This window comes from Frondihabitans peucedani (assembly GCF_039537585.1).
GTDB classification, from domain to species: domain Bacteria; phylum Actinomycetota; class Actinomycetes; order Actinomycetales; family Microbacteriaceae; genus Frondihabitans; species Frondihabitans peucedani.
On sequence record NZ_BAABAU010000003.1, the window covers coordinates 385,797 to 411,938 of the forward strand.

The window sequence follows — 26,142 nt, forward strand, 5'->3', positions numbered from 1 at the left end:
GCTGCCCGGCCTCCTTCTGCCGCGAGCGGATCAGCCCTGAGCAGGATCGCGCGACACCGCGGGATCCTGCGACGCACGATGACGACATGACCGACGACACCAGACCACCCTTCTTCACCGAGCAGTCCCGGCAGCAGCTGCTCCACCAGCGCGTCGTCGTCCTCGACGGCGTGCTGAACGACGACAACGGGATGCTCCTCACCACGCAGCTGCTCACCCTGGCCGCGGAAGACCAGGATGCCGACATCGCCCTCTGGATCCACTCGCCCGGCGGCTCGGTGCCGTCGATGCTGGCGATCCGAGACGTGATGACCCTCGTGCCGTGCGACGTGGCGACCCTGGCGCTCGGGCTCGCCTGCAGCGCGGGGCAGTTCCTGCTCTCGGCAGGGGCCCGCGGCAAGCGGTCCGCCCTGCCGCACGCGCGCATCCTGCTGCACCAGGGGTCCGCCGGCTTCGGCGGCTCGGCCGTCGAGGTCGAGGCGCAGGCGAAGGACCTCCGGCAGAGCCGCGACGTGACGCTCGGGCTGATCGCGGCCGACACCGGCCAGCCGGTCGAGCGGGTCTTCGAGGACTCCCTGCACGACCGCTGGTTCACCGCCGCCGAGGCGCTCGAGTACGGGTTCATCGACCGGATCGTCGACTCGTTCCCGCAGGTGATGCCGACGAGATCGCACCGCATCGGGATCGGGACGTTCGCATGAGCAGCTACACGATCCCCTCCGTCATCGCCGAGAGCGCCCGCGGCGACCGGGTGATGGACGTCTACTCGCACCTGCTCACCCAGCGCATCGTCTACCTCGGCACCGCCATCGACGCCGGCGTCGCGAACGCCCTGATCGCGCAGCTGCTGCACCTCGACTCGTCGTCGCCCGGCACCGAGATCAACCTCTACATCAACTGCGAGGGCGGCGACCTGTCGGCGATGCTCGCCGTCTACGACACGATGCGCTTCATCCGCTCCCCCGTCGCGACGACCTGCGTCGGCGAGGCGATCGCGGCCGGGGCGGCGCTCCTGGCCGCGGGCGCCCCCGGGCGGCGCTCAGCCCTCCGGCACGCCAGGATCGTGCTCCACCAGCCGGCCGGACAGGGGCGCGGGGCGATCCCGGACCTGATCCTGCAGGCCGACGAGCTCGTCCGGATCAGGGCCGACATCGAGGAGGTCCTGTCGGAGCACACCGGCCAGAGTGTCGAGACGCTGCGGCGCGACACCGACCGCGACCGGATCTTCACGGCCGGGCAGGCGCGGGAGTACGGGCTGATCGACGCGATCCTGACCGGGCCGCCGGTGCAGGGGCCGGCGGTCGGGGCGGGGCCGGCGGTCGGGGCGGGGCCGACGCTTAGCGCGGACTCGGCCCTCGGGGCGGGGCCGGCTCCGGAGTCGATTCAGGCGGCCACGGCGTAGAGCTGGAAGCCGGCGGCGGGCGGCGCGAGGTCGGCGACCGGGGCAGCGGACGCGACGGTGCCGAGGTCGAGCACGGGCCCGGTGCCGCGGAGCTCGGCGACCACTCCGAGGGCGAGGTCGACGAGGGTGATCCTGAGGGCTCCGGTGATCGCCGCGATCATCTCGCTCGAGGGCTCCTTCAGGCCGCGCTCCACCTCGGAGAGGTACTGCGGCGAGATGCCGGCTCGGGCCGCGGTCTCGACGAGCCGCTCGCCGCGGGCGAGTCGCAGCTCGCGGAGGCGTCGGCCGAGCACCTCCCGCAGCAGCGGTTCGAGCTCCGGGCCGGCATCGCGCGTCGTCTTCGAGGCCTCGTCCATGGCGTCAGCCAAGCAGGGCGCCGGGGCGGGCGCGAGCCGTTCCGCCCACAGCAGAACGCGTCCGGCACGGGGCGGGCGCGGAGCAGGCGCGGAGCGGGCGCAGCCTCGGCCCGGCACGACGTCAGGGCGCAGGCGTCGCCGTCGGCGCGGGCACGTCGCGGAACGTGTCGGGGTGGCTGCCGAGCCACGACCAGTGCGGCAGCGGCCAGGTGATGACGACGGCGCGCCCGACGATGTCCTTCTCGGGCACGAAGCCGCCCGTCGGCAGCGACTGGTGGAACCGGCTGTCCTCGGAGTTCCCCCGGTTGTCGCCCTCGACCCAGACCGACCCCGCCGGGACGGTGACCGAGAACGCCGCGTCGGCGCTCTTCGTCTGGAAGGCGTTCTCGGGCTCCTTCACGTACGGCTCGGTCAGCGCGTGCCCGTTCACGACGGTCTGGCTCGAGGTCGTGCAGCACGACACCCGGTCGCCGGGCAGCCCGATCACGCGCTTGACGAGGTTGTTCCCGTCGGCGAGCTCGGCTCCCTGCAGCCAGCCGCCCGGGTCGGTGAACACGACGACGTCGCCGCGCTTCAGGGGCTGCACCTTCGGCACCAGCTCGTCGACGACGATCCTGTCGTTGATCTGCAGGGTGTTCTCCATCGACCCCGAGGGGATGTAGAAGGACCGGACGACGTAGGTCTTGAGCACGAACGAGATCACGAGGGCGGCGAGCAGGATCACGACGAGGTCGCGGACGAACCGCGCGGGCCGGCGGGTGCGGCGGGAGGGCATGCGGCGACTCTAGCCGCCCTGGAGGAGGCGGTTGTCGTGAGCGTAGACGACGAGCTGCACCCGGTCGCGGAGCCCGAGTTTGCCGAGCACGCTCGACACGTGCGTCTTCACGGTCGACTCGCTGACGAACTCGCGCGTGGCGATCTCGGTGTTCGAGAAGCCGCGGGCGGCGAGCTCGAAGATGGTGCGCTCGCGGTTGGTCAGCGTGCGGAACGCGGGCGGCGGCGGAGGCGGCGGGGCCGCCTGCACGTCGAGGCCGAAGAGCTGGCCGAGCTCGTCGGGGGCGAGCACGCTGCTGCCGGCGTGCACCGCGCGGACGGCGGCGGCGAGGAACGCCGGCGTGGCGTCCTTCAGCAGGAAGCCGCTGGCTCCGGCGCGGATGGCGGTGGCGGCCGCGGCGTCGAGCGCGAAGGTCGTCAGGACGATGACGCGGGGCGGATCCTGCGGGCCGTCCGGTCCGAACAGGGCGCGGACGGTCTGGAGCCCGTCGAGGACCGGCATCCGCATGTCGAGCAGGACGATGTCGGGGCGGGTCCCGGCGATGACCGCGAGGCCCTCCGCGCCGTCGGACGCCTCGCCGACGACCTCCATGTCGCCCTGCGCGTCGAGGGCGACGCGCACGCCGCCGCGGAACAGCTCCTGGTCGTCGACCAGCACGATCCTGATCATGCGTCCTCCTTCGGGGTGGTGGTCACGGCCTGGCCGGGTTCGGCGGGATCGGCGGTCGCCGGCACGGGGATCCTGGCGCGCGCCGTGAAGACGCCCTCCAGGCCCTCCGCCTCGAGGAACCCGCCGACGGCCGTCACCCGGGCCCGCATCCCCTCGACGCCGAGCCCGCCGCCCTCGGCGACCCTCCCGACGACGGCGTTCTCGACCTCCAGCACGACGTCGCCCGACCGCCACGACTCGGCGAAGAGCACCGGCTCGCCGGGGGCGCCGTGCCGGAGCGCGTTGGTCAGCATCTCCTGCGCGACGCGCCGCACCACGACCGACCGCGCAGGATCGAGGACCCGCCGCTCGCCGCGCAGCCGGTGCTCGATGACGACCCCTGCCGCACGGACCTGCTCGACCAGCGCGGTGAGATCCTGCGGCGCGTCGTCGGCGACCGGGGTCGAGGTCCCGCTCAGGACCTCGCGGACCTCTCGGAGGGATCTCCTGGCGGTGTCCGCGATGGTCGCGTTGACGGCCCGGATCCGGTCGGTGTCGTCGAGGAACTCGACGGAGTCGGCCTGCGCGATGATGACCGCGAGCGAGTGGCCGACGATGTCGTGCACGTCGCGCGCCATCGAGGCCCGGGCGCGCTCCTCGGCGGCGACGTCGAGGGCCCGGTGCGCCTCGGACTCGGCCACGAGGCGGAGCTCCGACTCGTCGTTCCGGGAGAAGAAGAACCGGACCGTGAGGCCGATGAGCCACGCCAGGCCGAGGACGGCCGGCGGGGCTAGCAGGACGATGATGGTCTGCGCGTAGGAGCCGTAGGCGAACTCGGTGAAGCGCGCGCCGGTCCGGTACAGGTAGACGGAGGCGATGACCCCGCCGAAGACGACGGACACGCCTCCGGCGTAGATCTGCCAGCGGTTGCCGACCCGGGCGACCGCGTAGAGGACAAGCACGTAGGTGAGCGCGATGAGACTCGGCCGCTCGCCGAGCCAGAGCTCGAACACGGCCAGGATCCAGGTGGCCGCGAGGGCGGTGCCGGGCATCGACCGCCGGAGTGCCGTGGCGACGATCGCCAAGAGGACGGTGATGAGGTGCGGACGCGTCAGGTCGATCCAGCCGGGGACGAGCCCGAGGACGGCGATGATCAGACCGGTGACGAGATCGACGCGGAACACGCGCGACGAGAACAGCCGCGCCCAGTCGATCGTCATCGGTTCACCCGCCCTCCCCCGACGACCCTAGCGGCCCCCTCGCCGACGGCCGACTCGATCAACTCCGTGAGGAGGTCGCGGTAGCCGAGCCCTGCGGCGGCGAAGCTCCGCGGCACCTGCGACTCCGAGGTGAAGCCCGGTGCGGTGTTGACCTCGTTGAGCACCGGCCCGGCCTCGGTGAGGAAGAAGTCGACGCGGGCGACCCCGCGGCAGCCGAGGCCGTCGAAGAGGGTCAGCGCACAGGTCTCGAGGGCCTCGAGGTCGACTGCGTCCAGCGGGGCCGGGATGCGGAGATCGGCCGACCCGCCGTACTTGGTGTCGAAGTCGAAGACGCCGTCGACGACGATCTCGACCGCGGGTCCGGTGCGGAGGCCGTCCGGGCCCAGGATCACGGGGATGTCGATCTCCCGTCCCGACACCAGCTCCTCGACGAGGACCCGGTCGTCGAGCTCGAACGCGTCGGCCAGCGCGGCCGCGAGATCAGCGGGATCGCGCACCAGGGCCACGCCGTGGCTCGAACCCCCGGTCACGGGTTTGACGACGACGGGGCCGGACCAGACGTGATCCTGCGCCGTTCGAGGCGTGAGCAGGATCCCGGGGGCTGTGGCGATCCCGAGCGCCTCCGCGACGAGCTTGGTCACCCACTTGTCCATGCCCGAGGCGCCAGCGAGGACGCCCGATCCCACGTAGGGGAGGCCGACGAGATCGCAGAGTGCCGCGATCGTGCCGTCCTCGCCGCCGCGGCCGTGGAGCATCGGGACAGCGACGTCGCAGGAGGCGAGCGCCGTCACGGCCCCGGCGAGATCGAGGCTGCGGCCGTCGGGATCGGTCCAGCAGTTCGTGCGCTCGAGGGTCAGCGGGACGGCCACGTAGCGGTCGGGATCGAGGGCTGCCGCGACGCCGCGCGCCGACGCCAGCGAGATGTCGTGCTCGCTGCTGCGGCCGCCGCCGAGGACGGCGACGCGCCTCCGCGCGCTCACGCGGACCTCCGCTCGGTGCGGCGTCGTTCCCACGCGGCGCCCGACGCGGCCGAGCCGACGACGACGCGGGGCAGGGCGCGGCCGACCGAGGTGACGACATCCTGCGGGATCGTGCCGGCCCAGGCCGCCCACTCGGCGACTGTCGGTGCGGTGGCCGACTCCGGCGATCCCGCGGCGCTCGCGCGAGGTGCTCCGAAGACGGTCACGGGATCGCCGGGTCGCGCCGGCCCGTCCGGACCGAGGTCGACCACGAGCGCGTTCATCGACATCGGCCCGACGACCGGGACTCGGCGGCCTGTTACCAGGACCTCCGGTCCCGATCCCGCTGCCGATCCCGCCGTGCGCGGGCGCAGGGCCGTCGCCGCGCGAGGGAGGCCGTCGGCGTACCCGACCGGCACGAGGCCGAGGCGCGTGGCCCGGTCGGACCGCCAGAGGTGCCCGTAGCCCGACGCCGTGCCTGCGGCCACCTCGCGGACGTCGAGGAGCGGCGCGGTCAGCGTCATGGCGCCGCGGAGCTCCGTCGTCGCAGTGAGGTCGATCCCGACCGTTCCCGCGCCGACCCGCACGAGGGTGCCCGGCGTCTCCGGCGCCGTCAGCACCGCGGACGTCGCCCCGAGGTGCGTGATCGTCGGCCGCAGACCCGCGGCCCGCGCCACCGCGAGAGCGCGCTCGAAGGCGAGACGCTGCGCGCCGTTCGCCAGGTGACCCGGGACGTCGGCCGACGCCAGGTGGCTCATGAGGCCGACCACGGCGATCCTGCGCTTCCGCTCGGCGTCGGCGAGGAGGGCCGCAGCGCGCACCCAGTCGGCCTCGGCGAACCCCTCGCGGGCGAGGCCCGTGTCGACATTGAGGTGCACGCGGACCCGGCGGCTCGAGCGCGCCACCGCAGCGAGATCGTCGAAGGAGCCGATGGCGAGGTCGATGCACTCGCCGGCTGCGACACCGGGATCGATCTCGCCGTCGTGGAGCCAGCTCAGGATGGGAACGCCGATCCCCGCCTCGCGGAGGGCGACGCCGTGGCCGATCCCGGTGACGCCGACCCAGCTCGCGCCGCCCCGGACGGCCGCGTGGGCGAGCGTGGCTGCGCCGTGACCGTACCCGTCGCCCTTGACGACGACCAGCAGCTCCTTCGGGGTCCGGGCTGCGAGGAGGCGCGTGTTGTCGGAGATCGCGTCGGTGTCGATCTCGAGCAGGATCGGGGATCGCCCGGCGACCCGGAGCGTCTGCGGCCGGTTCACGCGACGACCTCCAGCCGGTCGACCGGTCCGTACAGCGCCTCGGCAGCACCGGTCATCAGCGCCCAGTAGCGGTCGCCGTAGCTCCAGTGCCACCACTCGGTCGGGTAGTTGACGAGACCTTCTCCGCCGAGAGCGGCGGCGAGCGTCTCGCGGTTCGCGCGGGCGTCGTCCGAGATGTTCGTGGCGGCGAAGTAGCAGGCGCCGGAGCTCTGCTCGGGGGTGGCGTCGACCTCGGTGCCGAGGTCGAGGGGGCGGGCGCCTCGGCCGACGAGGGTGAGGTCGACGGCCGCGCCCGCGACGTGCGGCGCCACCTCGAGCGGCGAGACGAAGCGGCTGGTGAGAGTGCGGAGCCGGTCGGCGTCGACCGCGGGATGGAGCTTCCGCAGGCGGCCGGAGTAGCTGCGGATGATCGCGAGCTGGTCTCGGGGCGAGCGGTGCCCTTCGACGACGCGGAGGGCGAACCCGGCGGGGAGCGCTGCGGCCGCCGCCTCGAGCCGGTCGGCGAGCGAGCGGCGGACGAGGGCGCCGGCGTCGCCGAACGCGCGTCCGAGCCGGACGAGGGGCTCGCCGTCGTCGGCGACCGGGATCCGGGAGACGAGGGGGTCGGAGAGGAGAACGATCATGCTCCGAAGCTATGAGGAGCCTGTGCCGGAGCGCTTCGGTCCGGAGTCGCCGCCGCCGGTCCTGCAGGCGGAGGCGCCTCGTCCTCGCGGACGACGCCGCCTCCGTCAGCCGCTCCCCCTCGAGCGGGCCGAATTGCACGCTCTCGGCCCGAGAATCGTGCACCTCGGCCCTCTCGCGGCCCCGCTCGCCACTGCAGGAGATTCTCCCGCGGCCCCCTCCCGATCCCACTGGAACGGAGCCCGAGGCGAGAATCTCATGCGTTGCGTCGGCGAGGCAGGAGTTCGATGGGCCCATGCCCGAGACACCGCCGTTCGTCGGCGAGGTGCAGCCGCCCGCCCTCCACCTGATGACGCTGAACCTGCGCCGCCGGATGCCCGCGTGGCGGCCAGGGCGCGCCGACCGCTGGGAGACGCGGCGGCCGGCGCTGGCGCGGCTCCTCGAGGTGGAGCGCCCGAGCATCCTCGGGCTGCAGGAGGTGCTGCCCGACCAGTCGCGCGAGGTCGAGGCGATGCTCGGCGACGGGTACGTCTCGGCGGGCTCCGGCCGCGAGCGCGGAGGCCTCGGCGAGCGCTGCGAGCTGCACGTCGACGCGGAGCGCCTGCGGATCGTCGGGGAGCGCACGTGGTGGCTCTCCAACTCCCCCGGCGTGCCCGGCAGCCGCTCCTTCGGCAACCTCTTCCCGCGGATCGTCGTCCAGGTCGAGCTCCAGGACAGGGCGACCCTCACGCGATTCCACGTGCTGGTCACGCACCTCGACCACCTCTCGGAGCGGTCCCGTCGGGCTGCTGCCGGCCTCATCCGAGCGGAGGTCGAGAGCCTCGACGCGCCCGCGGCCGTCCTCGGCGACTTCAACACGGGCGCAGGATCGGCGACCCACCGCGCCCTGACCGGAGGCCCGCTCGCCGACTCGTTCGACCTGGCCCGCGAGCGCCTGGACCCCGGCTTCGGCAGCTACTCGCACTACCGGCCACCGCGGGTGGGTGCCCGGCGCCTGGACTGGATCCTGGTCTCCAGGGGCACCGCCGTCGATGCGGCCGGGGTCGACGCCGCTCGGCCGCTGGGGGTCGCCGTGTCGGATCACGATCCGGTGCACGCCGTCGTCCGCTGGGACGCGGGAGCCGACGGAGGAGCACCATCGGAGGGGTGAGTGCGATCAGTCAGGCCTTCCTCCGTCGACCCTCGAGTGCCTCGGAGGTGGCCGCCGACGTCGTCCGGGCCCTCACCGTCGTGAGCGTGGTGGTGGCGACCGTCGGCTGGGGCGCGATCGAGTTCGCCGTGTTCATGCTCGCGCTCCTCGGCACGCTGGTGCCGCGGGCTCTCGGGGCGCGGGGCGCCCTCGACGTCGCGACGGGGGTGAGCTGCCTCGTTGCGGCGTGGAGCAACGTGTTCCACCTCTACACGCGGGTGATCGGCTGGGACAAGCTCGTCCACGGCGTCCTCACCGGGTGCCTCGTGGCGCTCCTGGTCCTGATCGCGCAGCGCATCCGCTTCCTGCCCGCGCTCGACGGGCACCGCGCCGCGCATGCGGCCTCAGCGACCCTCGTCGGCCTGGGCCTCGGCTCGCTCTGGGAGATGGGCGAGTGGGCCGGGCACACCTTCATCGACCCCGGGATCGTCGTCGGCTACGTCGACACGGTCGGCGATCTCGCCTACGACGGGCTCGGCGGTCTCGTGGCGGGGCTGGCGCTGCCGTTCCTCCTTCACCGCGACGGCGACGACGACCGGCCGGTCAGTGCGGCAGTCCGCGAGAGCGCGCTCAGCCGCTGACGTCGGCGGAGGGCCACCCGGCGCGCCAGTCGCAGCCACGGCAGGTCGTGAGGCCAGTGCACGACCACGGTGCTGAATCCCCGCCGGACCCGGAGCGCCCCGCCGCCGCCGATCAGCGGACGCATCGAGATTCCCGAGCGGAGCTGCGGCAGGAGCCGGATCCGGTACCGCCGGCCGAGGTGGTACGAGAGGTCGAAGTCGTCGTGGAGGCGGTCGGAGTCGTGCACCTCGTCGCGGACCTGCTCCCAGGCCTCCCGCCGCATGGCGAAGTTGGAGCCGAAGACCGGGACATGGGTGAGGGCGAGGCCCGCGAGCGCGTAGTAGGCGCCGAGGTAGAGGAGGGCGGCGATCCTGCGGGCCCGCCTCGGTCCGTCGGTGAAGATCGAGCGGCCGGTGACGACGTCGACCGCGGCGTCGGACGAGAAGGCCTCGACGAGGGTCTCGATCCAGTCGGCGGGGAGGCGGGTGTCGGCGTCGATGCGCGCGATGACGTCGCCCCGGGCGCGGTCGTAGCCGGTGCGGCTGGCCGCCGCGATGCCCGGTGTGCCCTGGTAGAGGACCGTCGCGCCCCCTTTGGCTGCGGTCTCCGCCGAGTCGTCGGACGACCCGTTGTCGACCACGAGCACCTCGAGCGGGGCGACCGTCTGCCGGGCGAGCGAGGCGAGGCAGCGCTCGAGGGGGCGCGCGTCGTCCTTCACGGGCACGACGACGGAGACGGTCGGGCGGTCGTGCGTGGTCACGACGTGAACGGTAGTCGCCGGCGCTGATCGGCGCCGAACGCGGAAGACCCCGCCGAGACGGGTCTCGACGGGGTCTTCCGAGCAGGTGCTCCGGGGCCGCTACTACGCGGTCACGGCCTCCTCACGGTGCGGCAGCTTCCAGCCGGGCCGCACGTAGTGGCACGTGTAGCCGTAGGGGTCTTTCTCGAGGTAGTCCTGGTGCTCCTCCTCGGCCTCCCAGAAGGGGCCCGCGGCGGTGACCTCGGTGACGACCTTGCCCGGCCAGAGGCCGGAGGCGTCGACATCGGCGATGGTGTCGAGCGCCACGCGCTTCTGCTCGTCGGAGGTGTAGAAGACCGCCGAGCGGTAGCTCACGCCGACGTCGTTGCCCTGGCGGTCCTTCGTCGACGGGTCGTGGATCTGGAAGAAGAACTCCAGGAGGTCACGGTAGCTGATGACCGAGGGGTCGAAGACGATCTCGACCGACTCGGCGTGCGTGCCGTGGTTGCGGTAGGTGGCGTTCGGGGTGTCGCCGCCCGAGTAGCCGACGCGGGTCGAGATGACGCCCGGACGGCGGCGGAGCAGCTGCTGCGCGCCCCAGAAGCATCCGCCGGCGAGGATCGCTGTGTCGGTGGTGGTCATTGGGTTCCTCCCTGTTCGTGCCGCTGGCTGTGGCACCACAGCCTCCAACAGCGAAGGGGCGCAGGATGTTCCTCATGCAGCGCCTCCCGTTCGACGCCGTCCTGCTCGCCGGCGGTCGCGCCTCCCGCCTGGGCGGCGCCGACAAGACCGCGTTCACCGTGGGCGGCCGCACCCTCCTCGACCTCGCGCTCGAAGCCGCGCAGGATGCCCGGGCCACCGCCGTGGTCGGCCTCCGCCCCGGCACCGCTCCCCCGCCGCACGCGATCCTGACCCGCGAGAGCCCGCCGTGGTCGGGTCCGGTCGCCGCCCTGGGCGCCGGTCTGCGGTCGCTCGGCGCCACCTCCTCCCCCCGCACGCTGGTGCTCGCCTGCGATCTGCCGAGTGCTCCGGGGGCGGTCCGCGCGCTGCTCCGGGGTGCAGCTCTCGCCGACGACTCGCCCGAGGGCTTCGGCTGCGTCGCGGTCGACGAGGAGGGCCGGCGGCAGCCGCTGCTCGCGCTCTACCGGACCGCGCCCCTCGCGGCGCGCCTGGCGGAGCTTGCCGGAGGCGACGGCTCCGGTCTGGTCGGGCTGTCGTTCCGGCGCCTCCTCGACGGCGCCGACCTGGTGGAGGTGCCGCTCGCGGTCGGCCTCGCCGCCGACGTCGACACCGCCGACGACGCGCGGCGGCTGGGCGTCTCCGGCGGAGCGGGAGCGACTGCTGGTTAGGTGAGGGCATGACCGACACACCCGCCGACCTCGACGCCTGGGCCGCGAGGCTCTCCGAGGCGCTCCACCTCCCCGACGACACGACCGTCGACATCGCGGCCGTCCTCGACTTGGCCCGCGACGCCGCGCACGGCGTCGCGCGCCCCGCGGCCCCACTGACCACATTCCTCGTCGGTCTGGCCGCCGGCCTCCAGGGCGGGACCGCTCCCGACATCGAGCGCGCCACGGCCATCGCGCGCCTGCTGGCCACCGCCGAGCAGGAGTGACCGCCCGCCTGGTCCGCCCCTCCTGGACCGAGGCCCGCGAGGCCGCGCACGCGGCGGGACTCGCTGCGCGGCGTCCCGCCGAGGTGGTCCCCCTCCGCGCTGCCGCCGCGCGCACCCTCGGCGCGGACGTCCGCTCCCTGACCCGAGTGCCCGGCTTCGACGCGTCGGCCATGGACGGCTGGGCGGTCGCGGGCGACGGGCCCTGGACGCTCGGCGACCCGGTCGTCGCTGGTCCCGTCGTGCCGTCCGCGCCCCTCCGGGCGGGTCAGGCCCGGCCGATCACGACGGGCGCGGTGGTCCCGGTCGGTGCGGACCGCGTGCTCCGCTCCGAGTCCGGGCGGCTCGAGGCGGGCCGCCTGGTCGACGGCGGCGATCCCGGGCGACGCCACCCGCGCCACGTCCGGCTGGCGGGCGAGGAGGCCGAGCCCGGCGACCTGCTCTTCGCCGCGGGGACCACGCTCACCCCGCCGCGCCTCGCGGTGGCCGCCGTCTGCGGCCTCGACGAGGTGACGGTGGTCCGGCAGCCCAGGGCGGCCCTGGCGGTGCTGGGCGACGAGGTCACGGGCTCCGGGATCCCCGCGGCCGGGACGGTGCGCGACGTGTTCAGCCCGTCGGTGCCCGACATCCTGCGCTCGCTCGGTGCGGTCTGCGACAGTGCCGCCCGTGCCCCGGACGACCTGGACGAGACCGTCGAGGCGCTGGGTCGCTCCGACGTCGACCTCCTGATCACGACCGGCGGCACGGCCCACAGCAGCACCGACCACGTGCGAGCCGCGCTCGACCGCCTGGGCGCCGAGCTGGTCGTCGAGGGCGTCGCCATGCGGCCGGGCCAGCCGCTGCTGCTCGCCCGGCGCCCCGGGATCCTGCACCTGTGTCTCCCGGGCAACCCGATGGCGGCGCTGACCTGCCTCGTCGCTATCGGCGTCCCGCTTGTCGACGGGCTGCTCGGGCGGCCGCAGACCCGGCCGGGCTCGGTCTCGCTCGCCGTCGACGTCGAGCACCCGCGGCCGGGCGTCCTCCTGCAGGCGTACCGCCTCGACGACGAGGGTCTCGCCCGGCCCGTGGCGCGGCAGTCGTCGGCGATGCTCCGCGGGCTCGCCGAGGCGGACGGGCTTCTCGTGGTGCCCCAGGGCGGCGCGAGACGCGGCGACCCGGTGCGTTCGCTGGCTCTGCCCTGGTGATCCCGGGGTCGGGAGGGTAGACCTGTCGTCATGGCACGAATAACGGCGCGGAAGCAGGTGACCCGCCTCACCGTCGGAGCCGGGGCCACCAGGACGATGGACACGCTCGCGGTGGAGGAGCCGCTCGAGATCCGGGTCGGCGGGCAGTCGCTCGCCATCACGATGCGGACCCCGGGCAACGACTTCGACCTCGCCGCCGGCTTCCTCGTGTCGGAAGGCGTCATCTCGCGCGGCGACGAGTTCTTCACCGCCCGCTACTGCGCCGGCGCGACCGAGGAGGGCCTCAACACGTACAACGTGCTCGACGTGACCCTCGCCCCCGGCGTCCCGGCACCCGATCCCAGCCTCGAGCGGGCGTTCTACACGACGAGCTCCTGCGGCCTCTGCGGCAAGGCGTCGATCGACGCGGTGCGCACGAAGTCGCAGCACGCCGTCCTGCACGACCCGGTGGTCGTCGATCCTGCGCTCCTCGCCACCTTCCCCGACCTGCTGCGCCAGGGCCAGGACGTCTTCGAGAAGACCGGCGGCCTCCACGCCGCGGCCCTCTTCGACGGACGGACCGGCAGGATGCTCGTGCTCCGCGAAGACGTCGGGCGCCACAACGCGGTCGACAAGGTCGTCGGCTGGGCCGTGAAGGAGAACCTCCTGCCGCTGACCGGCATGGTGCTGATGGTATCGGGCCGGGCCTCGTTCGAGCTCACCCAGAAGGCGTCTATGGCCGGCATCCCGATGATGGCCGCCGTGTCGGCGCCGTCGTCGCTCGCTGTCGACCTCGCCGCCGAGCTCGGCGTGACGATCGTCGGGTTCCTCCGCGGCACCAGCATGGTCGCGTACTCGCGGCCCGACCGCCTCGGCGAGGGCGACCCGCCCGCGTCGACCGACGCCTCGACCGACGCGCACTCCCACGCCAGCAGCTCGACCAGCACTCCCACCCCCGTGACGATTGGAACGCGCCCGTGACCGAGAAGCCCCCGATCGACGACGTGAGCGACAAGGACCTCGAGGTCGGCGAACCCCGATCGTGGGCGGCCGGCGTCCCCGGCGTCCTGCACTCGATGGAGCCCGCGATCAAGCAGCTGGGCCTCGCCCGCACCGTCAAGCTGATGACGTCGCTCAACCAGAAGGACGGCTTCGACTGCATGAGCTGCGCCTGGCCCGACCCGGACCACCGGAAGGTCGCCGAGTTCTGCGAGAACGGCGCCAAAGCGGTCACCTGGGAGGCGAACCCGGTGCTCGTGCCCGACAGCTTCTGGGCGGAGCACTCGATCACCGACCTGCTCGACAAGTCGGAGTACTGGCTCGGCATGCAGGGGCGGTTGACGAAGCCGGTGCACAAGCCGCGCGGCAGCGACCACTACGAGGAGGTCAGCTGGAAGAAGGCCTTCGACCTCATCGCCGGCAAGCTGAACTCGCTCGACAGCCCCGACCAGGCGTCGTTCTACACGTCCGGCCGCACCTCGAACGAGGCCGCGTTCATCTACCAGCTCTTCGTGCGGGCCTTCGGCACCAACAACCTGCCCGACTGCTCGAACATGTGCCACGAGTCGACCAGCCTCGCCATGGCCGAGGTGGTCGGGATCGGCAAGTCGACGATCGCCTACGACGACTTCGAGAAGGCCGACCTGATCATGATCCTGGGCCAGAACCCCGGGACCAACCACCCCAGGATGCTCACCGCCCTCGAGGACGCGAAGCGGAACGGCGCCGAGATCGTCGCGGTGAACCCGCTGCCGGAGGCCGGTCTCCGCCGCTACAAGAACCCGCAGGTGCCCCGCGGCATCGTCGGGCGCGGCACGGACATCGCCGACCAGTTCCTGCAGATCCGGCTGGGCGGCGACATGGCGCTGCTGCAGGCCGTCGCCAAGCGCGTGCTCGCCGCCGAGGACGCGAACCCCGGCACGGTGCTCGACCACGCCTTCCTCGCCGAGCACACCACCGGGCTCGACGCGTTCCGCGAGCACATCGCGCAGGTCGACGACGACGAGGTCCTCCTCGCCACCGGGCTCGCCTCCACCGAGATCGACGAGCTCGCCCGCCGCTACCTCAACTCCGAGCGGGTCATCATCACCTGGGCGATGGGCATCACGCAGCACCGGAAGTCCGTCGACACGATCAAGGAGATCATCAACCTCCTGCTGCTCCGCGGCAACATCGGCAAGCCCGGCGCCGGCGCCTCGCCGATCCGCGGCCACAGCAACGTGCAGGGCGACCGAACCATGGGCATCTGGGAGCAGGTCTCCGACGAGTTCCTCGACGCGCTCGAGAAGGAGTTCCACTTCTCGCCCCCGCGCGAGCACGGCGTCGACGCGCTCAAGGGCATCAAGGGCATGCAGAAGGGCGAGATCAAGTTCTGGATGGGCATGGGCGGCAACCTCGTCGCCGCCATCTCCGACACCCAGCTCGCCGAGAAGGCGATGCGCGGCACCGAGATGACCGTGCAGGTGTCGACGAAGCTCAACCGGTCGCACGCCGTCGTGGGCGAGGAGGCGCTGATCCTGCCGACCCTCGGACGCACCGAGATCGACGTGCAGAAGGCCGGCCCGCAGTTCGTCTCCGTCGAGGACACCGTGTGCTCGGTGCACGGGAGCCACGGCCAGGTGCCGCCGGTCGCGCCCGACCTGCTCTCGGAGATCGCGATCGTCAGCCGTCTCGCCCAGGCGACCCTCGGCGACCGTCAGCCGATCGACTGGCAGTCGTTCGAGGACGACTACGACATGCTCCGCGACCACATCAGCCGCGTCGTGCCGGGGTTCAGCGACTTCAGTCGGCGGGTCAGGAGCCGCGACGGCTTCGTCCTGCCGAACGGACCCCGCGACTCGCGCACGTTCCCGACGAAGACCGGCAAGGCGATGATCACGGTCAACGACCTCGAGCACGTCGAGCGCCCGGAGGGGCGGCTGCTGCTGCAGACGCTCCGGTCGCACGACCAGTACAACACCACGATCTACAGCCTCAACGACCGCTACCGCGGCATCAAGAAGGGGCGCGAGGTGGTCTTCATCAACCCCGACGACCTCGCCGAGCTCAGCCTCGTCGACGGCCAGCGGGTCGACGTCTTCACCGAGTGGACCGACGACGTCGAGCGGGTGCTCCGCGACTACCGGGTCGTGTCGTACCCGACGGCCAAGGGCTGCGCGGCCGCGTACTTCCCCGAGGCGAACGTGCTGGTGCCGCTCGACAGCGCCGCGATCGGCAGCAACACGCCGGTGTCGAAGGCCGTGCTCGTGCGGGTCGTTCCGGCGGCGGTGCCGGCCGTAGTCTGAGCGGTCGGTCGGGGCCCGGGCCCCGGCCGGCCCGGGCCGAACCGTCTGCTGGCCGGGCCCCAGCCGGCCCGGCCGCTAGCCGGCTGCCGCGGGCGCGCTCGCCGCGAGGGCGGCCCGCAGGAAGGGCGCGGTGACGCTCGTCGGGTTCTCGGCGACCTCCTCGGGGGTGCCCTGCGCCTGCACGGTGCCGCCGTCGTCGCCCGCTCCGGGGCCGAGGTCGACGACCCAGTCGGCCTGCGCGACGACCCGCATGTCGTGCTCGACGATGACGACTGTGTTGCCGCCGTCGACGAGGTGCTGCAGGTGGCCGACGAGCCGGTCGGCATCCTGCGGGTGCAGGCCCGACGTCGGCTCGTCGAGGAGGTAGAGCGTGTCGCCCTGCTGGCCGCGGCGGAGCTCGGAGGCGAGCTTCACCCGCTGGGCCTCGCCGCCCGACAGCTCGGTGGCCGACTGGCCGAGCGACACGTAGCCGAGCCCGACGTCGAGGAGGGCGTCGAGGTGGCGGGCCACGTCGGCGTCGCCCGCGAAGAACTCGGAGGCGCGGGTGACGCTCATCGCGAGGACGTCGGCGATCGTGCTGCCGTCGAGCTCGATCTCGAGGGTCTCGGGGTTGTAGCGGGTGCCGTGGCAGGCGCTGCACACCGCGTGGACCGTCGGCAGGAAGAGCAGCTCGACCTCCATCGTCCCCTCGCCCTTGCACACCGGGCACCGCCCGGGCGCGAGGTTGAACGAGAAGCGGCTGGCCCCGTAGCGGCGTCGCCGAGCCTCGGGGGTGGCGGCGAAGCGGCTCCGGATGCGGTCGAAGAGACCCGTGTAGGTGGCGACGTTGGAGCGCGGGGTGCGGCCGATCGGCTTCTGGCTGACCTGGACCACGCGGCGGAGCCTGCCCTCGGGGCCCACCGCCCGGCCGGTGGTCGCCTGCGGGGCGTCGCCGAGGAGGAGATCCTGCGCGCCCTCGCCCTGCTCGTCGGTCGCCTCGACGTCGGCGCCGGTGCCCGGCGCGTCGGCGCTCCCGGCCGAGGCGTCGTCGACCCGGGTCGCGAGGCTCGCCGCGAGCAGGTCGGGCAGCGCCTGCGTGACGAGCGACGACTTGCCGGACCCCGAGACACCGGTCACCGCCGTGAAGGCGCCGAGCGGGAACGCGACCGAGACGCCGGCGAGGTTGTTCCGCGTGACGTCGAGGAGCTCGAGGCGTCCGTCGCCCGGGCGGCGGGCAGCCGGGGCAGAGGCGTCCGGCGCAGAGGCGTCCGGCGCAGGATCCGGGAAGAGGTACCTCCTGGTGGCCGACTCCCCCGCGTCGCGCAGCCCCTCCGGAGGCCCCGAGTACACCACCCGGCCGCCCTCGGTGCCGGCGCCCGGCCCGATGTCCACGATCCAGTCGGCCCTCCGGATCACGTCGAGCGAGTGCTCCACGAAGAACACGGAGTTGCCGGTCGCCTTGAGGGTGTCGAGGACGCTGAGGAGCGACTCGGTGTCGGCGGGGTGGAGGCCCGCCGACGGCTCGTCGAGCACGAAGACCACGCCGAAGAGCTTCGAAAGCACCTGCGTGGCGAGGCGCATCCGCTGGAGCTCTCCCGACGACAGGGTGGGCGTCGTCCGGTCGAGCGACAGGTAGCCGAGACCGAGGTCGATCAGCGGGGCGAGTCGGCCGCGGAGGTCGTTCACCAGCCGCTGGGACGCCAGGCGCTGCTCGGCGGAGAGGTGCGCGGCCGCCCCGTCGTCGACGAGCAGACCCTCGAGCAGGTCGCGGACCTCGTGGAGGGGCATCGCCTGCACCTCGGTGATGTCGCGCCCGGCGACCGTGACCTCGAGGGCGTCGGGCTTCAGGCGCTTGCCGTCGCAGGTCGGGCAGACGACGCTGACCATGAACTCGGCCGCGCGCTCCCGCATCCTGGCGCTCTTCGATCCTGCGAAGGTGTCGAGCACGTACCGCTTCACGCCGAGGAACGTGCCCATGTACGACGGCTCGTCGCCGGCCGCCACTGCGGCCCACACCTCTTTCGGCGACAGGTCGCGGTAGATCGGCACCTGGGGCGAGTCGTCGGTGAACAGCGCCCAGTCGCGCTTGTCGCGCGGGAGGTCGCGCCACGGCACATCGACGTCGTAGCCGAGCGAGACGAGGCTGTCGCGGAGCTGCTTGCCGTGCCAGGCCGTCGGCCACGCGGCGAGCGCCTTGTCGCGGATCGACAGCGAGTCGTCGGGGACCATGAGCTCCTCGGGCACGTCGTACACGCGCCCGAGCCCGTGGCAGGTCGGGCAGGCGCCCTGGACGGTGTTCGTCGAGAAGTCCTCGGCGAGGAGCATCGGGGCCCCGGCCGGGTAGGTGCCGACGCGGGAGAAGAGCATCCGGACGACGTTCGCGAGGGTGGTCGCGCTGCCGACCGTCGAGCGGGCGGTGCCGCCGCTCCGCTGCTGCGGGAGGGCGACCGCGGGCGGCAGGCCGTCGATCCGGTCGACGTCGGGAGCCCCGACCTGGTCGATCAGGCGCCGCGCGTACGGAGCCACCGACTCGAAGAAGCGGCGCTGCGCCTCGGCGTAGACCGTGCCGAACGCCAGCGAGCTCTTGCCGGAGCCGGACACCCCGGTGAACGCGACGAGCGCGTCGCGCGGGATGTCGACGTCGACGCCCCGGAGGTTGTTCTCTCGTGCCCCGCGCACCTCCACGAGGTCGAACCGTCGGTCGTGCGCGTCTCGCCCGGGGGCGCCTGCTGAGGTGGTGCTGTGCGTATCCAAGTGTCCTACCGTAGGCGGCGCTGCTGGGAGCGGGTGGCGGAGGCAGGTGGCCGGAGGACGACCTTCCACAGGAGCATGACTCTGCGATCTCGCGAGGACTTCTCGGCCAAATGCTCGTCACAGAGCCATCGCCTAGATGGAAATGCGCCGCTTCATCTCCGAGGCCGCTGGACCGGCTCCTGATATCCCGCGTTCGGCCCGTGTTCCGCCTCGAGAGCGGTGAGCGCCTTCGCGGCAGCGCGACGGCGAACGACTCCCTGCAAGACGAAAGACGCACCCAGGGCAAGCTCGAACGCTGTGAAGACATGGAATCCATCCCAGATCGCCAAGGCCGCCCAGAAAGAAATCAGGATGGCGCCCAGCCAGATGAAGAAGGTGCCTCTGCGGCGGCCGCTGTCGATTCGATTTCGACGTTGCATGGGCGAGGTCACGTGAGAAGAGTAGGCCGGAAGCGGGCACGGCGCCGGTCCTCGTCTCCTTCCCCACGCAGCATCCGGTTCACGTACACGAACAGCCGACGGGCTCCATGGCAGCCCAGGGAATCACTCGACGGAGTCCGGCTGCGGCTCCCAGCCGCGCGTGACGATCTCCGCCACCCAGTCGCTGCCCGTGGGGCCCGTCGCTTTGAGGACAACGTCGTGGCTGGGGATCGTTATCGGGAGTCGTGTCGTCGCTCCGCAGACCACGTTCCTGGAGGTCAGCGGCTTGAACGTCCCCGAGTTGTTCTCCGGGCTGCGATGGAGGACGCTGACGCGAACGACCCCGGAGCCGCGGCAGACGGACAGCACGTCGAACCGGCCAGGATCGACGGTCGACAGCTCCACGAGGGCGCTGGCCGTCTTCGTGCCCGACTCGCTGGTGAGGGTAGCGGAAGCACCACCGTCGCCGTGCGGATCGGAGAGCAGCACCTCCATTCGGTGCGTCCAGGCGTCCTCGCCGCGATCCTGCGTGACTGTGCCCGTGCATCCTGCCGTCGCCACGACGACGAGCCCGGTGAGAAGAGCTGCCATCGAGCGGGTGAGCATGCGGGTCATGTGGACATGGTGCCGGAGCACGACGACGCCTTCCAGCCCCGCTTCGGGTGCCTCGGTCCTTCCACCATGACGGTTCTTCGAGGTGCGGCTGACTGGTGAGTGGTCACCAGTTCTGGGTCAGCGGGTGATCTTCTTCAGCCCACTTCTTGATGACGTCGAGGTCATCGTTCGCGAAGTGCTGCTGAAGTGGGGGTGGCGGTCCCGCGACGGGTCGCATCTGACCGAGAACGAAGATCATGGCCGACCGCTGTGCGCCCCCTTCGGAAGTCCATTCCACACTTCCGTTGCTTCCGAATCCGATGATGGCAGCGCGCGCGATGCGCCGGGTCCGGACATACCCGAAGATGGACAGCGTGTCTTCGCTGAGTTCCACTCGGGCATGCAGGGCACGCATGATCCAGACGGAGCCGAGCGCACCGATTACCAGGCCGGAGGCGATTCCCCACACGAGGCCGCTCGAGTGCAACCCCTGCGTGATGCCGAGGACGAAGAAGAGCGCACCCATGGCGACATAGAGGACGCCCAAGCCGAGCCAGAGCCAGGCGGTGAATCGGGGGCCGCGAAGGACTCGCGGTCTTCCTGCTGCCATCTTCGAAGCGCCCCCTCTCTCGACTTCGTGATGATGACCACTGCCCCCAGCGATCACACTAGGTCATGCCGATGCCGCTTCGAACGCCAGCCGGGCTGAAGGCAAGAGGCTCCGGCGTCGTGCGAGCCGCAGGGCGATGTCCAGGCCCACGAACTACCCGCGCGGTAGCAGCGGCGGAGCGGCGGCGGCCGCTGACTCCTCGTCCACTCGGTGCCACTCAGGCGATCGCAGGATCCCGCACCGTCGCCAGCTCCAGCAGCCTCGCGGCGAGTGTCCCGGCGCGGTCCCCGGGGGGCGTGGCGATCCCGACCGACCAGCGGGGCGCCGCAGGATCGTCGAGCTGACGCACAGCAAGGCCCTGCGCCTGAGGCTTGTTCGCGATCGGACGCGGCACGATCGCAACGCCGAGACCGCGCTGCACGAAGTCGAGCAGTGTGTGCACGTCGCCGACGACGAGGCCGACGCGGCGGTCGAGGTCGCGCTCGCGGAAGGCGAGGTCGTTGATCGCACGGACGCCCCAGGTCGGGTGGAAGTCGACGAAGGTCTCGTCCTCCAGGTCGCGGAAGGCGACCTGCGGCTTGCGCGCCAGGGGCGAGTCGGGAGGACAGAGGAACACGAGCGGCTCGACGGCGAGCTCGGTGACCGCGGGCGCCGACGACGCCGAGCCCCGGGCGGGGAGGGCGTGATCCTGCTCGGCCGTCGCGACGAACGCGATGTCGAGGTCGCCGGCGCGCAGAAGAGACAGGAGCGCCCCGGATCCTGCCTGCTCGAAGGTGATGGTCACCTTCGGGTAGCGGCGGCGGAAGCTGGTGAGGAGGTCGGGCAGGTCGATGACGCCGAGGCACTGCTCGCCGCCCACCCGGAGCTCGCCGGTGACCTCGCCCCGGGCGGCGACCACCGCGTCGCGGCCGGCCACCGCCTGGGCGAGGAGGGCCTTGGCGTGCGGCAGCAGCGCGCGCCCGGCCCCCGTCAGCTCCACGCGCCGGGTGGTGCGGGTGAACAGCGGCGTCTGGAGTTCGTCTTCCAGGGTGCGGATCGCCGCCGAGAGCCCGGACTGCGACACCCGGGTCGCCTCCGCCGCGCGCGTGAACTGCTGCTGTTCGGCGAGCGCGACGAAGTACTCCATCTGGCGGAGATCCACGGGTCAGTTGATCTCGGCCGGGTTCCCGCCGACGCGGCGGTTCTCGTCGAGAGCGTCGATGGCGGCCATCTCGTCGGCGTCGAGCTCGAACGAGAAGACGTCGAGGTTCTCGGCCATGCGCTCCTTGCGGTTCGACTTCGGGATCACGACGTTGCCGGTCTGCAGGTGCCAGCGGAGCACGACCTGCGCCGGCGTCATGCCGTGCGCCGACGCGGCCGCCTGGATCGGCGCCATGCCGAAGAGGTCGTACTTGCCCTGACCGAGCGGGCCCCAGGCTTCCGTGACGATGCCGTGCTGGGCCTGGAAGGCGCGGAGCTCGCGCTGCTGGAAGACCGGGTGCAGCTCGACCTGGTTGACGGCCGGGACGACCTCGGTCTCGGCGAGGAGTCGCTCGAGGTGCGGGACGAGGAAGTTGCTGACGCCGATCGCCTTCGCGCGGCCGTCGGCATGGAAGGTCTCGAAGGACTTCCAGGTGTCGACGTAGTGGTCGTTCGCGGGCATGGGCCAGTGGATGAGGTAGAGGTCGAGGGCGTCGAGGCCGAGCGCCTCGAGGCTGCGCTCGAAGGCGCCCTCGACGTCGCCGGCCTTGTGGTGGTCGTTGCGGAGCTTCGTCGTGACGAAGATCTCGTCGCGCGGGATCCCGGAGGCCTTGAGCGCGAGCCCGACCTCCTTCTCGTTGTCGTAGCCGGTGGCGGTGTCGATGTGGCGGTAGCCGACCTCGAGAGCGTCCTCGACGACGCGCTGGGTGTCTGCGGGGTCGACGAGGAAGACGCCGAAGCCGAGCTGCGGGATGCTCGTGTTCGACAGGAGCGGGATGGTGGTCTGGGTGTCCGTCATGATCCTGAATCTAGAAAGCGCCGTTCGTGACGTCAAATGGAAAATGGTCATGGCTTTCAGAACCTGGTCTCATGAGTGGCGCACGGGTGCAGGATGGGCGAGGCACACGGCCACGAGAGGAACGATCGATGAAGATTGCAGTCACCGGCGGAAGCGGCAAGCTCGGACGGAGCGTCGTCACGCGCCTGAAGGACGACGGGCACGACGTCGTCAACCTCGACCGGGCGGGCACGCGCGGACGCGGGTTCATCCAGATCGACCTGACCGACTACGGCCAGGTGGTCGACGCGATCCTGGGCATCGACGAGGTGAACCAGACCGGGTTCGACGCGATCGTGCACCTCGGAGCGATCCCGGCGCCGGCGATCCTGCCCGACTCGGCGACGTTCCACAACAACATCCTGTCGACCTACAACGTCTTCCAGGCCGCGCGTCGCGCCGGGATCAAGCGCGTCGTCTACGCCTCGAGCGAGACCGTGCTCGGCCTCCCCTTCGACATCGACCCGCCGTACATCCCGGTCGACGAGGAGTACCCGGCCCGCCCCGAGAGCACGTACTCGCTGGTCAAGCACCTCGAGGAGACGATGGCGAAGGAGCTCGTGCGCTGGGACCCGACGCTGTCGATCACGGCGTTCCGCTTCTCGAACGTGATGAACCCCGACGACTACGCCGAGTTCCCGTCGTTCGACGCCGACGCGACGCTCCGCAAGTGGAACCTCTGGGGCTACATCGACGGCCGCGACGGTGCCCAGGCCGTGGCGAAGGCACTCGAGAACGCGAAGCCCGGCTTCGAGGCGTACATCATCGCCGCCGCCGACACCGTCATGTCGCGCCCGAGCGCCGACCTGGCCGCGGAGGTGTTCCCGGACGTCTCGCTGAAGCGCGAGGTGTCGGGCACCGAGACGCTGCTGTCGATCGAGAAGGCCCGGCGGCTGCTCGGGTACGAGCCCGAGCACAGCTGGCGCGACTAGCCCGCGCTGCGCTGCGCTGCCCCGGCGCACTCAAACCCTCGCGATCGGCGGGCGCGGTGGTCCTAGGACCACCGCGGCGGCCGATCGCGAGGGTTTTGCTGGGGCTGGGAGCGGGGGGGGGCGCAGGGGCGCTGGGCGCGTCAGGGGTGGCGGGTGCCGGCGCCGGCGAGCACGGCGCGGTAGCCCTCGCGGTAGGTGGGGTAGTCGAACACGAAGCCGGTCGAGCGCAGCAGCCGGTTGCTGCAGCGCTTGCTGCCGGCCCGCTCGCGGTCGCGGGAGGCGGTGCCCGGGGCGTCGGCTCCGATCTCGGCCGCCAGGAACCGCAGGACGTCACCGAGCCGCGCCGGCTCGTCGTCGACGCCGAGCACCAGCCGGGGCGGCGACTCGAGGGCTGCGAGGTGCAGGATCGCGCGCGCCGCGTCGTCGCGGTGGATCCGGTTCGTGAACGGCGAGACGTGCGGCTCGTGGATGCCCCCGCGGCGCACCTGGTCGATGAGGCGCTCGCGGCCGGGGCCGTAGATGCCGCCGAGACGCAGGATCACGCCCTCCGCCACCCGGTCGCGGAGCAGCTGCTCGGTCTCGAGCAGCACGGCCCCCGTCGCGGTGAGGCCGGTCGCGGGTGTCCCCTCGTCGACCTCCGACTCGTCGTCGACGTCGTAGACGGCGGTGGACGAGACCAGGATCACGCGCGGGTCGGCTGCCGACTCGTCGACGGCGTCGAGGACGTTCCGGAGTCCGTCGAAGTACGCGGCGCGATAGGCCTCGGGGGTCCGGTCGCCCGCGGTCAGCGACACGACCACGAGGTCGACGTCGTCGCCCACGATCGGGCGGCCGGTGCGGAGGTCGACCGACTGCTTCTCGAACGACTCGGGCAGGAGCTCGGCGCGGCGTCGCGCCCCGACGATGCGGGAGCCGGCCGCCCGGGCGCGGAGGCCGACCTCGGTGCCGAGGTCGCCGCATCCTGCGAGGAGGATCTTCGCGCTCACGCCGCCGTCACCTCGAGCTCGCGGGACGACGCGCCGCCCGGATCGCCGGCCGCCGCGGGGAAGACGAGCCTCCGGTTGGCTACCTTGTCGCTGAAGAAGCGGTCGTGGCTGACGACGACGACAGCACCGGGGAAGTGCACGAGGGCCCGCTCCATCACCTGCGTGCTGGCGAGGTCGAGGTGGTTCGTCGGCTCGTCGAGGAGGAGCACCGAGGCGCCGGACAGCAGGCACTGCGCCATCGCCACCCGGGCCCGCTGACCGCCGGAGAGGCTGCCGATGCGGCTCTTGAGGTCGGCCTCGGAGAACTGGAACATCGCCAGGAACCGGCCGACCGACTTGCGGGTCGCCGTGAGGGCGAGGCTGTCGGGCAGCGCGTTGACGGCGTGGGTGACCGTGTCGGCGGGATCGAGGGCCTCGAGCATCGCGTTGTACGACACGACGCGGGCGCCGCCCGCCCAGGCGACGGTGCCGTGATCCTGCTTCTCGACGCCCTCCAGGATGCGGAGCAGCGTGCTCTTGCCCGACCCGTTGGCCCCGGTGACGACGATGCGGTTGCCGCGCCGCACCTCGAACGACAGGCCCTCGAACAGCGGGCGGTCGCCGTAGCCCTTGCCGAGGTCGTCGACGCGGCAGAGGACGTCCTTGACGTGGAGCCCGGCGTAGATCTCCGTGATGATCTGGTCGACCGGGCGCGGCGTGCGCGACTTCTTGATCTTCGACAGCTCCTTGCCGAGGGTCTGCCCGCTCGACTTGGCCGCCTTCGCGGCCTCGCGGCGGTCGCTGATGCCCTCCGCCTCGAACGCGAGCAGCTCGTTCTCGTGGACGAACTGGGCCTCGAGGGTCTTCAGCCGGAACTGTTTCTGCACGATGTACTCGGCGAAGTCGCCGGGGTACTCGTGGAGGTGGAAGTTCTCGACCTCGACGATCCGGGTGGCGACCGCGTCGAGGAAGCTCCGGTCGTGCGAGACGACGACGGCGGCACCGGTGAAGTCGCGGAACCACGCCTCGAGCCACTCGACTCCGGCGACGTCGAGGAAGTTCGTCGGCTCGTCGAGGAGGAGCACGTCGGGCTCGCCGAGCACGATCTTCGCCAGGGCCGCCCGGTTGCGCCAGCCGCCCGAGAGGTCGTCGATCGGGAGGTCTCGATGAGAGTCGGCGAAGCCGAGGGTCGACAGGGCCGTGTCGATCCTGCGCTGGTAGTCCCAGCCGCCGAGGCGCTCCATCTCGGCGAACAGCTCGGACTGCCGCTCGAGGAGGGCGTCGAGGCCGCCGTCGGGGTCCATGGCGACGACGGGGATGTCCGTCTCGATCCTGGCCAGCTCGGCCTCGACCGCGTGGATGTCGTCGAACAGCCCCTCGAGCTCCTCGACGATCGTCTTCGACCCGTTGAGCTCGGAGAACTGCGAGAAGTAGCCGATCCGGACACCCTGCTCGACGGTGACCGTGCCCTCGTCGGGCTGCAGGCGGTCGAGGATGAGCTTCAGGAGCGTCGTCTTGCCGGAGCCGTTCCGGCCGATCAGTCCCACGCGGTCGCGCGCGTCGAGGCGGAGGAACGCCTCGCGGAGCACCGGACGACCCTCGAATCGGACGGTCACATCGGCCAGGCGCACAAGACTCATGCGCCAAGTCTCGCAGGGACGCCTGGTCGCGGGCCGCTCGCAGCCGGCTAGAAGCCGACGCGCCGCTGGGCCGGGGGCTCGGGCGGCCCGGGGAAGCCGAGTGCCGAGAGGTCGGGGAAGGGGAACTCGGGCAGCGCAGGGACGTCGCCGTCGTTGATGACGATCGGTGCGCCCGGGGTCCAGAGGAGCCAGCTGGCGTTGCCCTCCTTGTCGAGGACGTCGAGCTCCACCGGCGTCCCGGCCGAGGAGGCTTCGCGCAGGCGGTCCTTGATGTCGACGAGCTGCTGCGAGCTGATCGCGATCCTCTGACCGGCGTAGACGATGTGCGGCATGGCGCGAGCCTACGCCCGCGTCCTGCGCGGACCGGAGCGGGGGCGGAGCGTGTGCGAAGCGGGTGCGAAGCGCCGGCGGACCGGGGGGGGGGGGGGGGACGGACCGCCGACC

Annotated in this window: 28 protein-coding genes; 10 read left to right on the forward strand and 18 right to left on the reverse strand. The window is 72.2% G+C overall.

Going from position 1 to position 26,142, the window contains the following annotated elements:
* Window positions 1-86 precede the first annotated feature (86 nt).
* Together ABD733_RS13250 and ABD733_RS13255 are read left to right on the forward strand one after the other, a co-directional pair.
* Window positions 87-701 carry a ClpP family protease gene (locus ABD733_RS13250; RefSeq protein ID WP_344796964.1) on the forward strand — a complete coding sequence of 205 codons (615 nt, stop codon included), beginning with the start codon at window positions 87-89 and terminating at the stop codon, window positions 699-701.
* The gene (locus tag ABD733_RS13255; RefSeq protein WP_344796966.1) at window positions 698-1,402 is read left to right on the forward strand and encodes a ClpP family protease; all 705 of its coding nucleotides are present in this window, start codon (window positions 698-700) and stop codon (window positions 1,400-1,402) included. Before ABD733_RS13250 ends, ABD733_RS13255 begins: the two co-directional genes overlap by 4 nt.
* Here the strand turns inward: ABD733_RS13255 and ABD733_RS13260 are convergent.
* The 7 genes from ABD733_RS13260 to ABD733_RS13290 all read right to left on the reverse strand — a co-directional run bounded on the left by ABD733_RS13260 (window position 1,384) and on the right by ABD733_RS13290 (window position 7,242).
* Window positions 1,384-1,758 (reverse strand): helix-turn-helix domain-containing protein, encoded by a 375-nt coding sequence (locus tag ABD733_RS13260; protein WP_344796968.1) that lies wholly within the window; start codon window positions 1,756-1,758, stop codon window positions 1,384-1,386. The two genes, ABD733_RS13255 and ABD733_RS13260, sit on opposite strands and share 19 nt — an antisense overlap.
* 121 nt (window positions 1,759-1,879) lie before the next feature.
* The gene (gene lepB / locus ABD733_RS13265) at window positions 1,880-2,533 is read right to left on the reverse strand and encodes a signal peptidase I (protein ID WP_344796970.1); all 654 of its coding nucleotides are present in this window, start codon (window positions 2,531-2,533) and stop codon (window positions 1,880-1,882) included.
* 9 nt (window positions 2,534-2,542) lie between these two features.
* On the reverse strand, window positions 2,543-3,202 hold the full coding sequence (locus tag ABD733_RS13270) for a response regulator transcription factor (RefSeq protein ID WP_344796972.1): 660 nt from the start codon (window positions 3,200-3,202) through the stop codon (window positions 2,543-2,545).
* Window positions 3,199-4,401 carry a sensor histidine kinase gene (locus ABD733_RS13275; protein ID WP_344796973.1) on the reverse strand — a complete coding sequence of 401 codons (1,203 nt, stop codon included), beginning with the start codon at window positions 4,399-4,401 and terminating at the stop codon, window positions 3,199-3,201. The genes ABD733_RS13270 and ABD733_RS13275 overlap by 4 nt, the downstream gene beginning before the upstream one ends.
* The gene (locus ABD733_RS13280) at window positions 4,398-5,381 is read right to left on the reverse strand and encodes a D-alanine--D-alanine ligase family protein (RefSeq protein ID WP_344796975.1); all 984 of its coding nucleotides are present in this window, start codon (window positions 5,379-5,381) and stop codon (window positions 4,398-4,400) included. Before ABD733_RS13280 ends, ABD733_RS13275 begins: the two co-directional genes overlap by 4 nt.
* A complete protein-coding gene (gene alr / locus ABD733_RS13285; protein ID WP_344796977.1) occupies window positions 5,378-6,619 on the reverse strand; it encodes an alanine racemase in 1,242 nt (413 codons plus the stop codon). The genes ABD733_RS13280 and alr overlap by 4 nt, the downstream gene beginning before the upstream one ends.
* Window positions 6,616-7,242 (reverse strand): M15 family metallopeptidase, encoded by a 627-nt coding sequence (locus tag ABD733_RS13290; RefSeq protein ID WP_344796979.1) that lies wholly within the window; start codon window positions 7,240-7,242, stop codon window positions 6,616-6,618. The genes alr and ABD733_RS13290 overlap by 4 nt, the downstream gene beginning before the upstream one ends.
* Window positions 7,243-7,535: 293 nt before the next feature.
* On the opposite strand from ABD733_RS13290, the gene ABD733_RS13295 reads away from it, so the two are divergent.
* Complete coding sequence (locus ABD733_RS13295) at window positions 7,536-8,390, forward strand: endonuclease/exonuclease/phosphatase family protein (RefSeq protein ID WP_344796981.1); 855 nt, start codon at window positions 7,536-7,538, stop codon at window positions 8,388-8,390.
* On the forward strand, window positions 8,387-9,010 hold the full coding sequence (locus tag ABD733_RS13300; protein ID WP_344796983.1) for a DUF2238 domain-containing protein: 624 nt from the start codon (window positions 8,387-8,389) through the stop codon (window positions 9,008-9,010). The genes ABD733_RS13295 and ABD733_RS13300 overlap by 4 nt, the downstream gene beginning before the upstream one ends.
* On the opposite strand, the gene ABD733_RS13305 is transcribed toward ABD733_RS13300, so the two are convergent.
* Together ABD733_RS13305 and msrA are read right to left on the reverse strand one after the other, a co-directional pair.
* The gene (locus tag ABD733_RS13305) at window positions 8,944-9,750 is read right to left on the reverse strand and encodes a glycosyltransferase family 2 protein (protein WP_344796985.1); all 807 of its coding nucleotides are present in this window, start codon (window positions 9,748-9,750) and stop codon (window positions 8,944-8,946) included. The genes ABD733_RS13300 and ABD733_RS13305 overlap by 67 nt on opposite strands.
* 102 nt (window positions 9,751-9,852) lie before the next feature.
* Window positions 9,853-10,371: a peptide-methionine (S)-S-oxide reductase MsrA gene (gene msrA / locus ABD733_RS13310; protein WP_344796987.1), complete on the reverse strand. Its 519-nt coding sequence runs from the start codon at window positions 10,369-10,371 to the stop codon at window positions 9,853-9,855.
* A 65-nt stretch (window positions 10,372-10,436) separates the two neighbouring features.
* Here msrA and mobA point away from each other — a divergent pair, with 65 nt between their 5' ends.
* From mobA to ABD733_RS13335, 5 genes are read left to right on the forward strand one after another with little or no spacing between them, the layout of a single operon-like run.
* Entirely contained in the window at window positions 10,437-11,078 is a 642-nt protein-coding gene (mobA, locus tag ABD733_RS13315; RefSeq protein WP_344796989.1) for a molybdenum cofactor guanylyltransferase, read from the forward strand.
* Window positions 11,079-11,086: 8 nt separating this feature from the next.
* Window positions 11,087-11,344 carry a DUF6457 domain-containing protein gene (locus ABD733_RS13320; protein ID WP_344796991.1) on the forward strand — a complete coding sequence of 86 codons (258 nt, stop codon included), beginning with the start codon at window positions 11,087-11,089 and terminating at the stop codon, window positions 11,342-11,344.
* Window positions 11,341-12,525, forward strand: coding sequence for a molybdopterin molybdotransferase MoeA (locus tag ABD733_RS13325; RefSeq protein ID WP_344796993.1), 1,185 nt, complete (start codon window positions 11,341-11,343; stop codon window positions 12,523-12,525). The genes ABD733_RS13320 and ABD733_RS13325 overlap by 4 nt, the downstream gene beginning before the upstream one ends.
* 30 nt (window positions 12,526-12,555) lie before the next feature.
* The gene (gene fdhD / locus ABD733_RS13330; protein WP_344796995.1) at window positions 12,556-13,485 is read left to right on the forward strand and encodes a formate dehydrogenase accessory sulfurtransferase FdhD; all 930 of its coding nucleotides are present in this window, start codon (window positions 12,556-12,558) and stop codon (window positions 13,483-13,485) included.
* A complete protein-coding gene (locus tag ABD733_RS13335) occupies window positions 13,482-15,788 on the forward strand; it encodes an FdhF/YdeP family oxidoreductase (RefSeq protein ID WP_344796997.1) in 2,307 nt (768 codons plus the stop codon). Before fdhD ends, ABD733_RS13335 begins: the two co-directional genes overlap by 4 nt.
* A gap of 75 nt (window positions 15,789-15,863) precedes the next feature.
* Here ABD733_RS13335 and ABD733_RS13340 read toward each other — a convergent pair whose 3' ends face one another.
* The 6 genes from ABD733_RS13340 to ABD733_RS13365 all read right to left on the reverse strand — a co-directional run bounded on the left by ABD733_RS13340 (window position 15,864) and on the right by ABD733_RS13365 (window position 22,122).
* Entirely contained in the window at window positions 15,864-18,521 is a 2,658-nt protein-coding gene (locus tag ABD733_RS13340; RefSeq protein WP_425552919.1) for an excinuclease ABC subunit UvrA, read from the reverse strand.
* A 152-nt stretch (window positions 18,522-18,673) separates the two neighbouring features.
* Window positions 18,674-18,952 carry a hypothetical protein gene (locus ABD733_RS13345; RefSeq protein WP_344797000.1) on the reverse strand — a complete coding sequence of 93 codons (279 nt, stop codon included), beginning with the start codon at window positions 18,950-18,952 and terminating at the stop codon, window positions 18,674-18,676.
* A gap of 111 nt (window positions 18,953-19,063) precedes the next feature.
* Window positions 19,064-19,555: a hypothetical protein gene (locus ABD733_RS13350; protein WP_344797002.1), complete on the reverse strand. Its 492-nt coding sequence runs from the start codon at window positions 19,553-19,555 to the stop codon at window positions 19,064-19,066.
* A gap of 103 nt (window positions 19,556-19,658) precedes the next feature.
* Complete coding sequence (locus tag ABD733_RS13355; RefSeq protein WP_344797004.1) at window positions 19,659-20,060, reverse strand: hypothetical protein; 402 nt, start codon at window positions 20,058-20,060, stop codon at window positions 19,659-19,661.
* 301 nt (window positions 20,061-20,361) lie between these two features.
* The gene (locus ABD733_RS13360) at window positions 20,362-21,285 is read right to left on the reverse strand and encodes a LysR family transcriptional regulator (RefSeq protein WP_344797006.1); all 924 of its coding nucleotides are present in this window, start codon (window positions 21,283-21,285) and stop codon (window positions 20,362-20,364) included.
* 3 nt (window positions 21,286-21,288) lie between these two features.
* Complete coding sequence (locus tag ABD733_RS13365) at window positions 21,289-22,122, reverse strand: aldo/keto reductase (RefSeq protein WP_344797007.1); 834 nt, start codon at window positions 22,120-22,122, stop codon at window positions 21,289-21,291.
* 128 nt (window positions 22,123-22,250) lie between these two features.
* On the opposite strand from ABD733_RS13365, the gene ABD733_RS13370 reads away from it, so the two are divergent.
* On the forward strand, window positions 22,251-23,093 hold the full coding sequence (locus ABD733_RS13370) for an NAD-dependent epimerase/dehydratase family protein (protein WP_344797009.1): 843 nt from the start codon (window positions 22,251-22,253) through the stop codon (window positions 23,091-23,093).
* A gap of 140 nt (window positions 23,094-23,233) precedes the next feature.
* Here ABD733_RS13370 and ABD733_RS13375 read toward each other — a convergent pair whose 3' ends face one another.
* The 3 genes from ABD733_RS13375 to ABD733_RS13385 are packed head-to-tail and all read right to left on the reverse strand — an operon-like array spanning window position 23,234 to window position 26,030.
* Window positions 23,234-24,079, reverse strand: a complete 846-nt coding sequence (locus tag ABD733_RS13375; RefSeq protein WP_344797011.1) for an NAD-dependent epimerase/dehydratase family protein — start codon at window positions 24,077-24,079, stop codon at window positions 23,234-23,236.
* Window positions 24,076-25,698, reverse strand: coding sequence for an ABC-F family ATP-binding cassette domain-containing protein (locus tag ABD733_RS13380; RefSeq protein ID WP_344797013.1), 1,623 nt, complete (start codon window positions 25,696-25,698; stop codon window positions 24,076-24,078). Before ABD733_RS13380 ends, ABD733_RS13375 begins: the two co-directional genes overlap by 4 nt.
* Window positions 25,699-25,745: 47 nt before the next feature.
* Window positions 25,746-26,030 (reverse strand): hypothetical protein, encoded by a 285-nt coding sequence (locus ABD733_RS13385; protein WP_344797015.1) that lies wholly within the window; start codon window positions 26,028-26,030, stop codon window positions 25,746-25,748.
* Window positions 26,031-26,142: the final 112 nt, after the last annotated feature.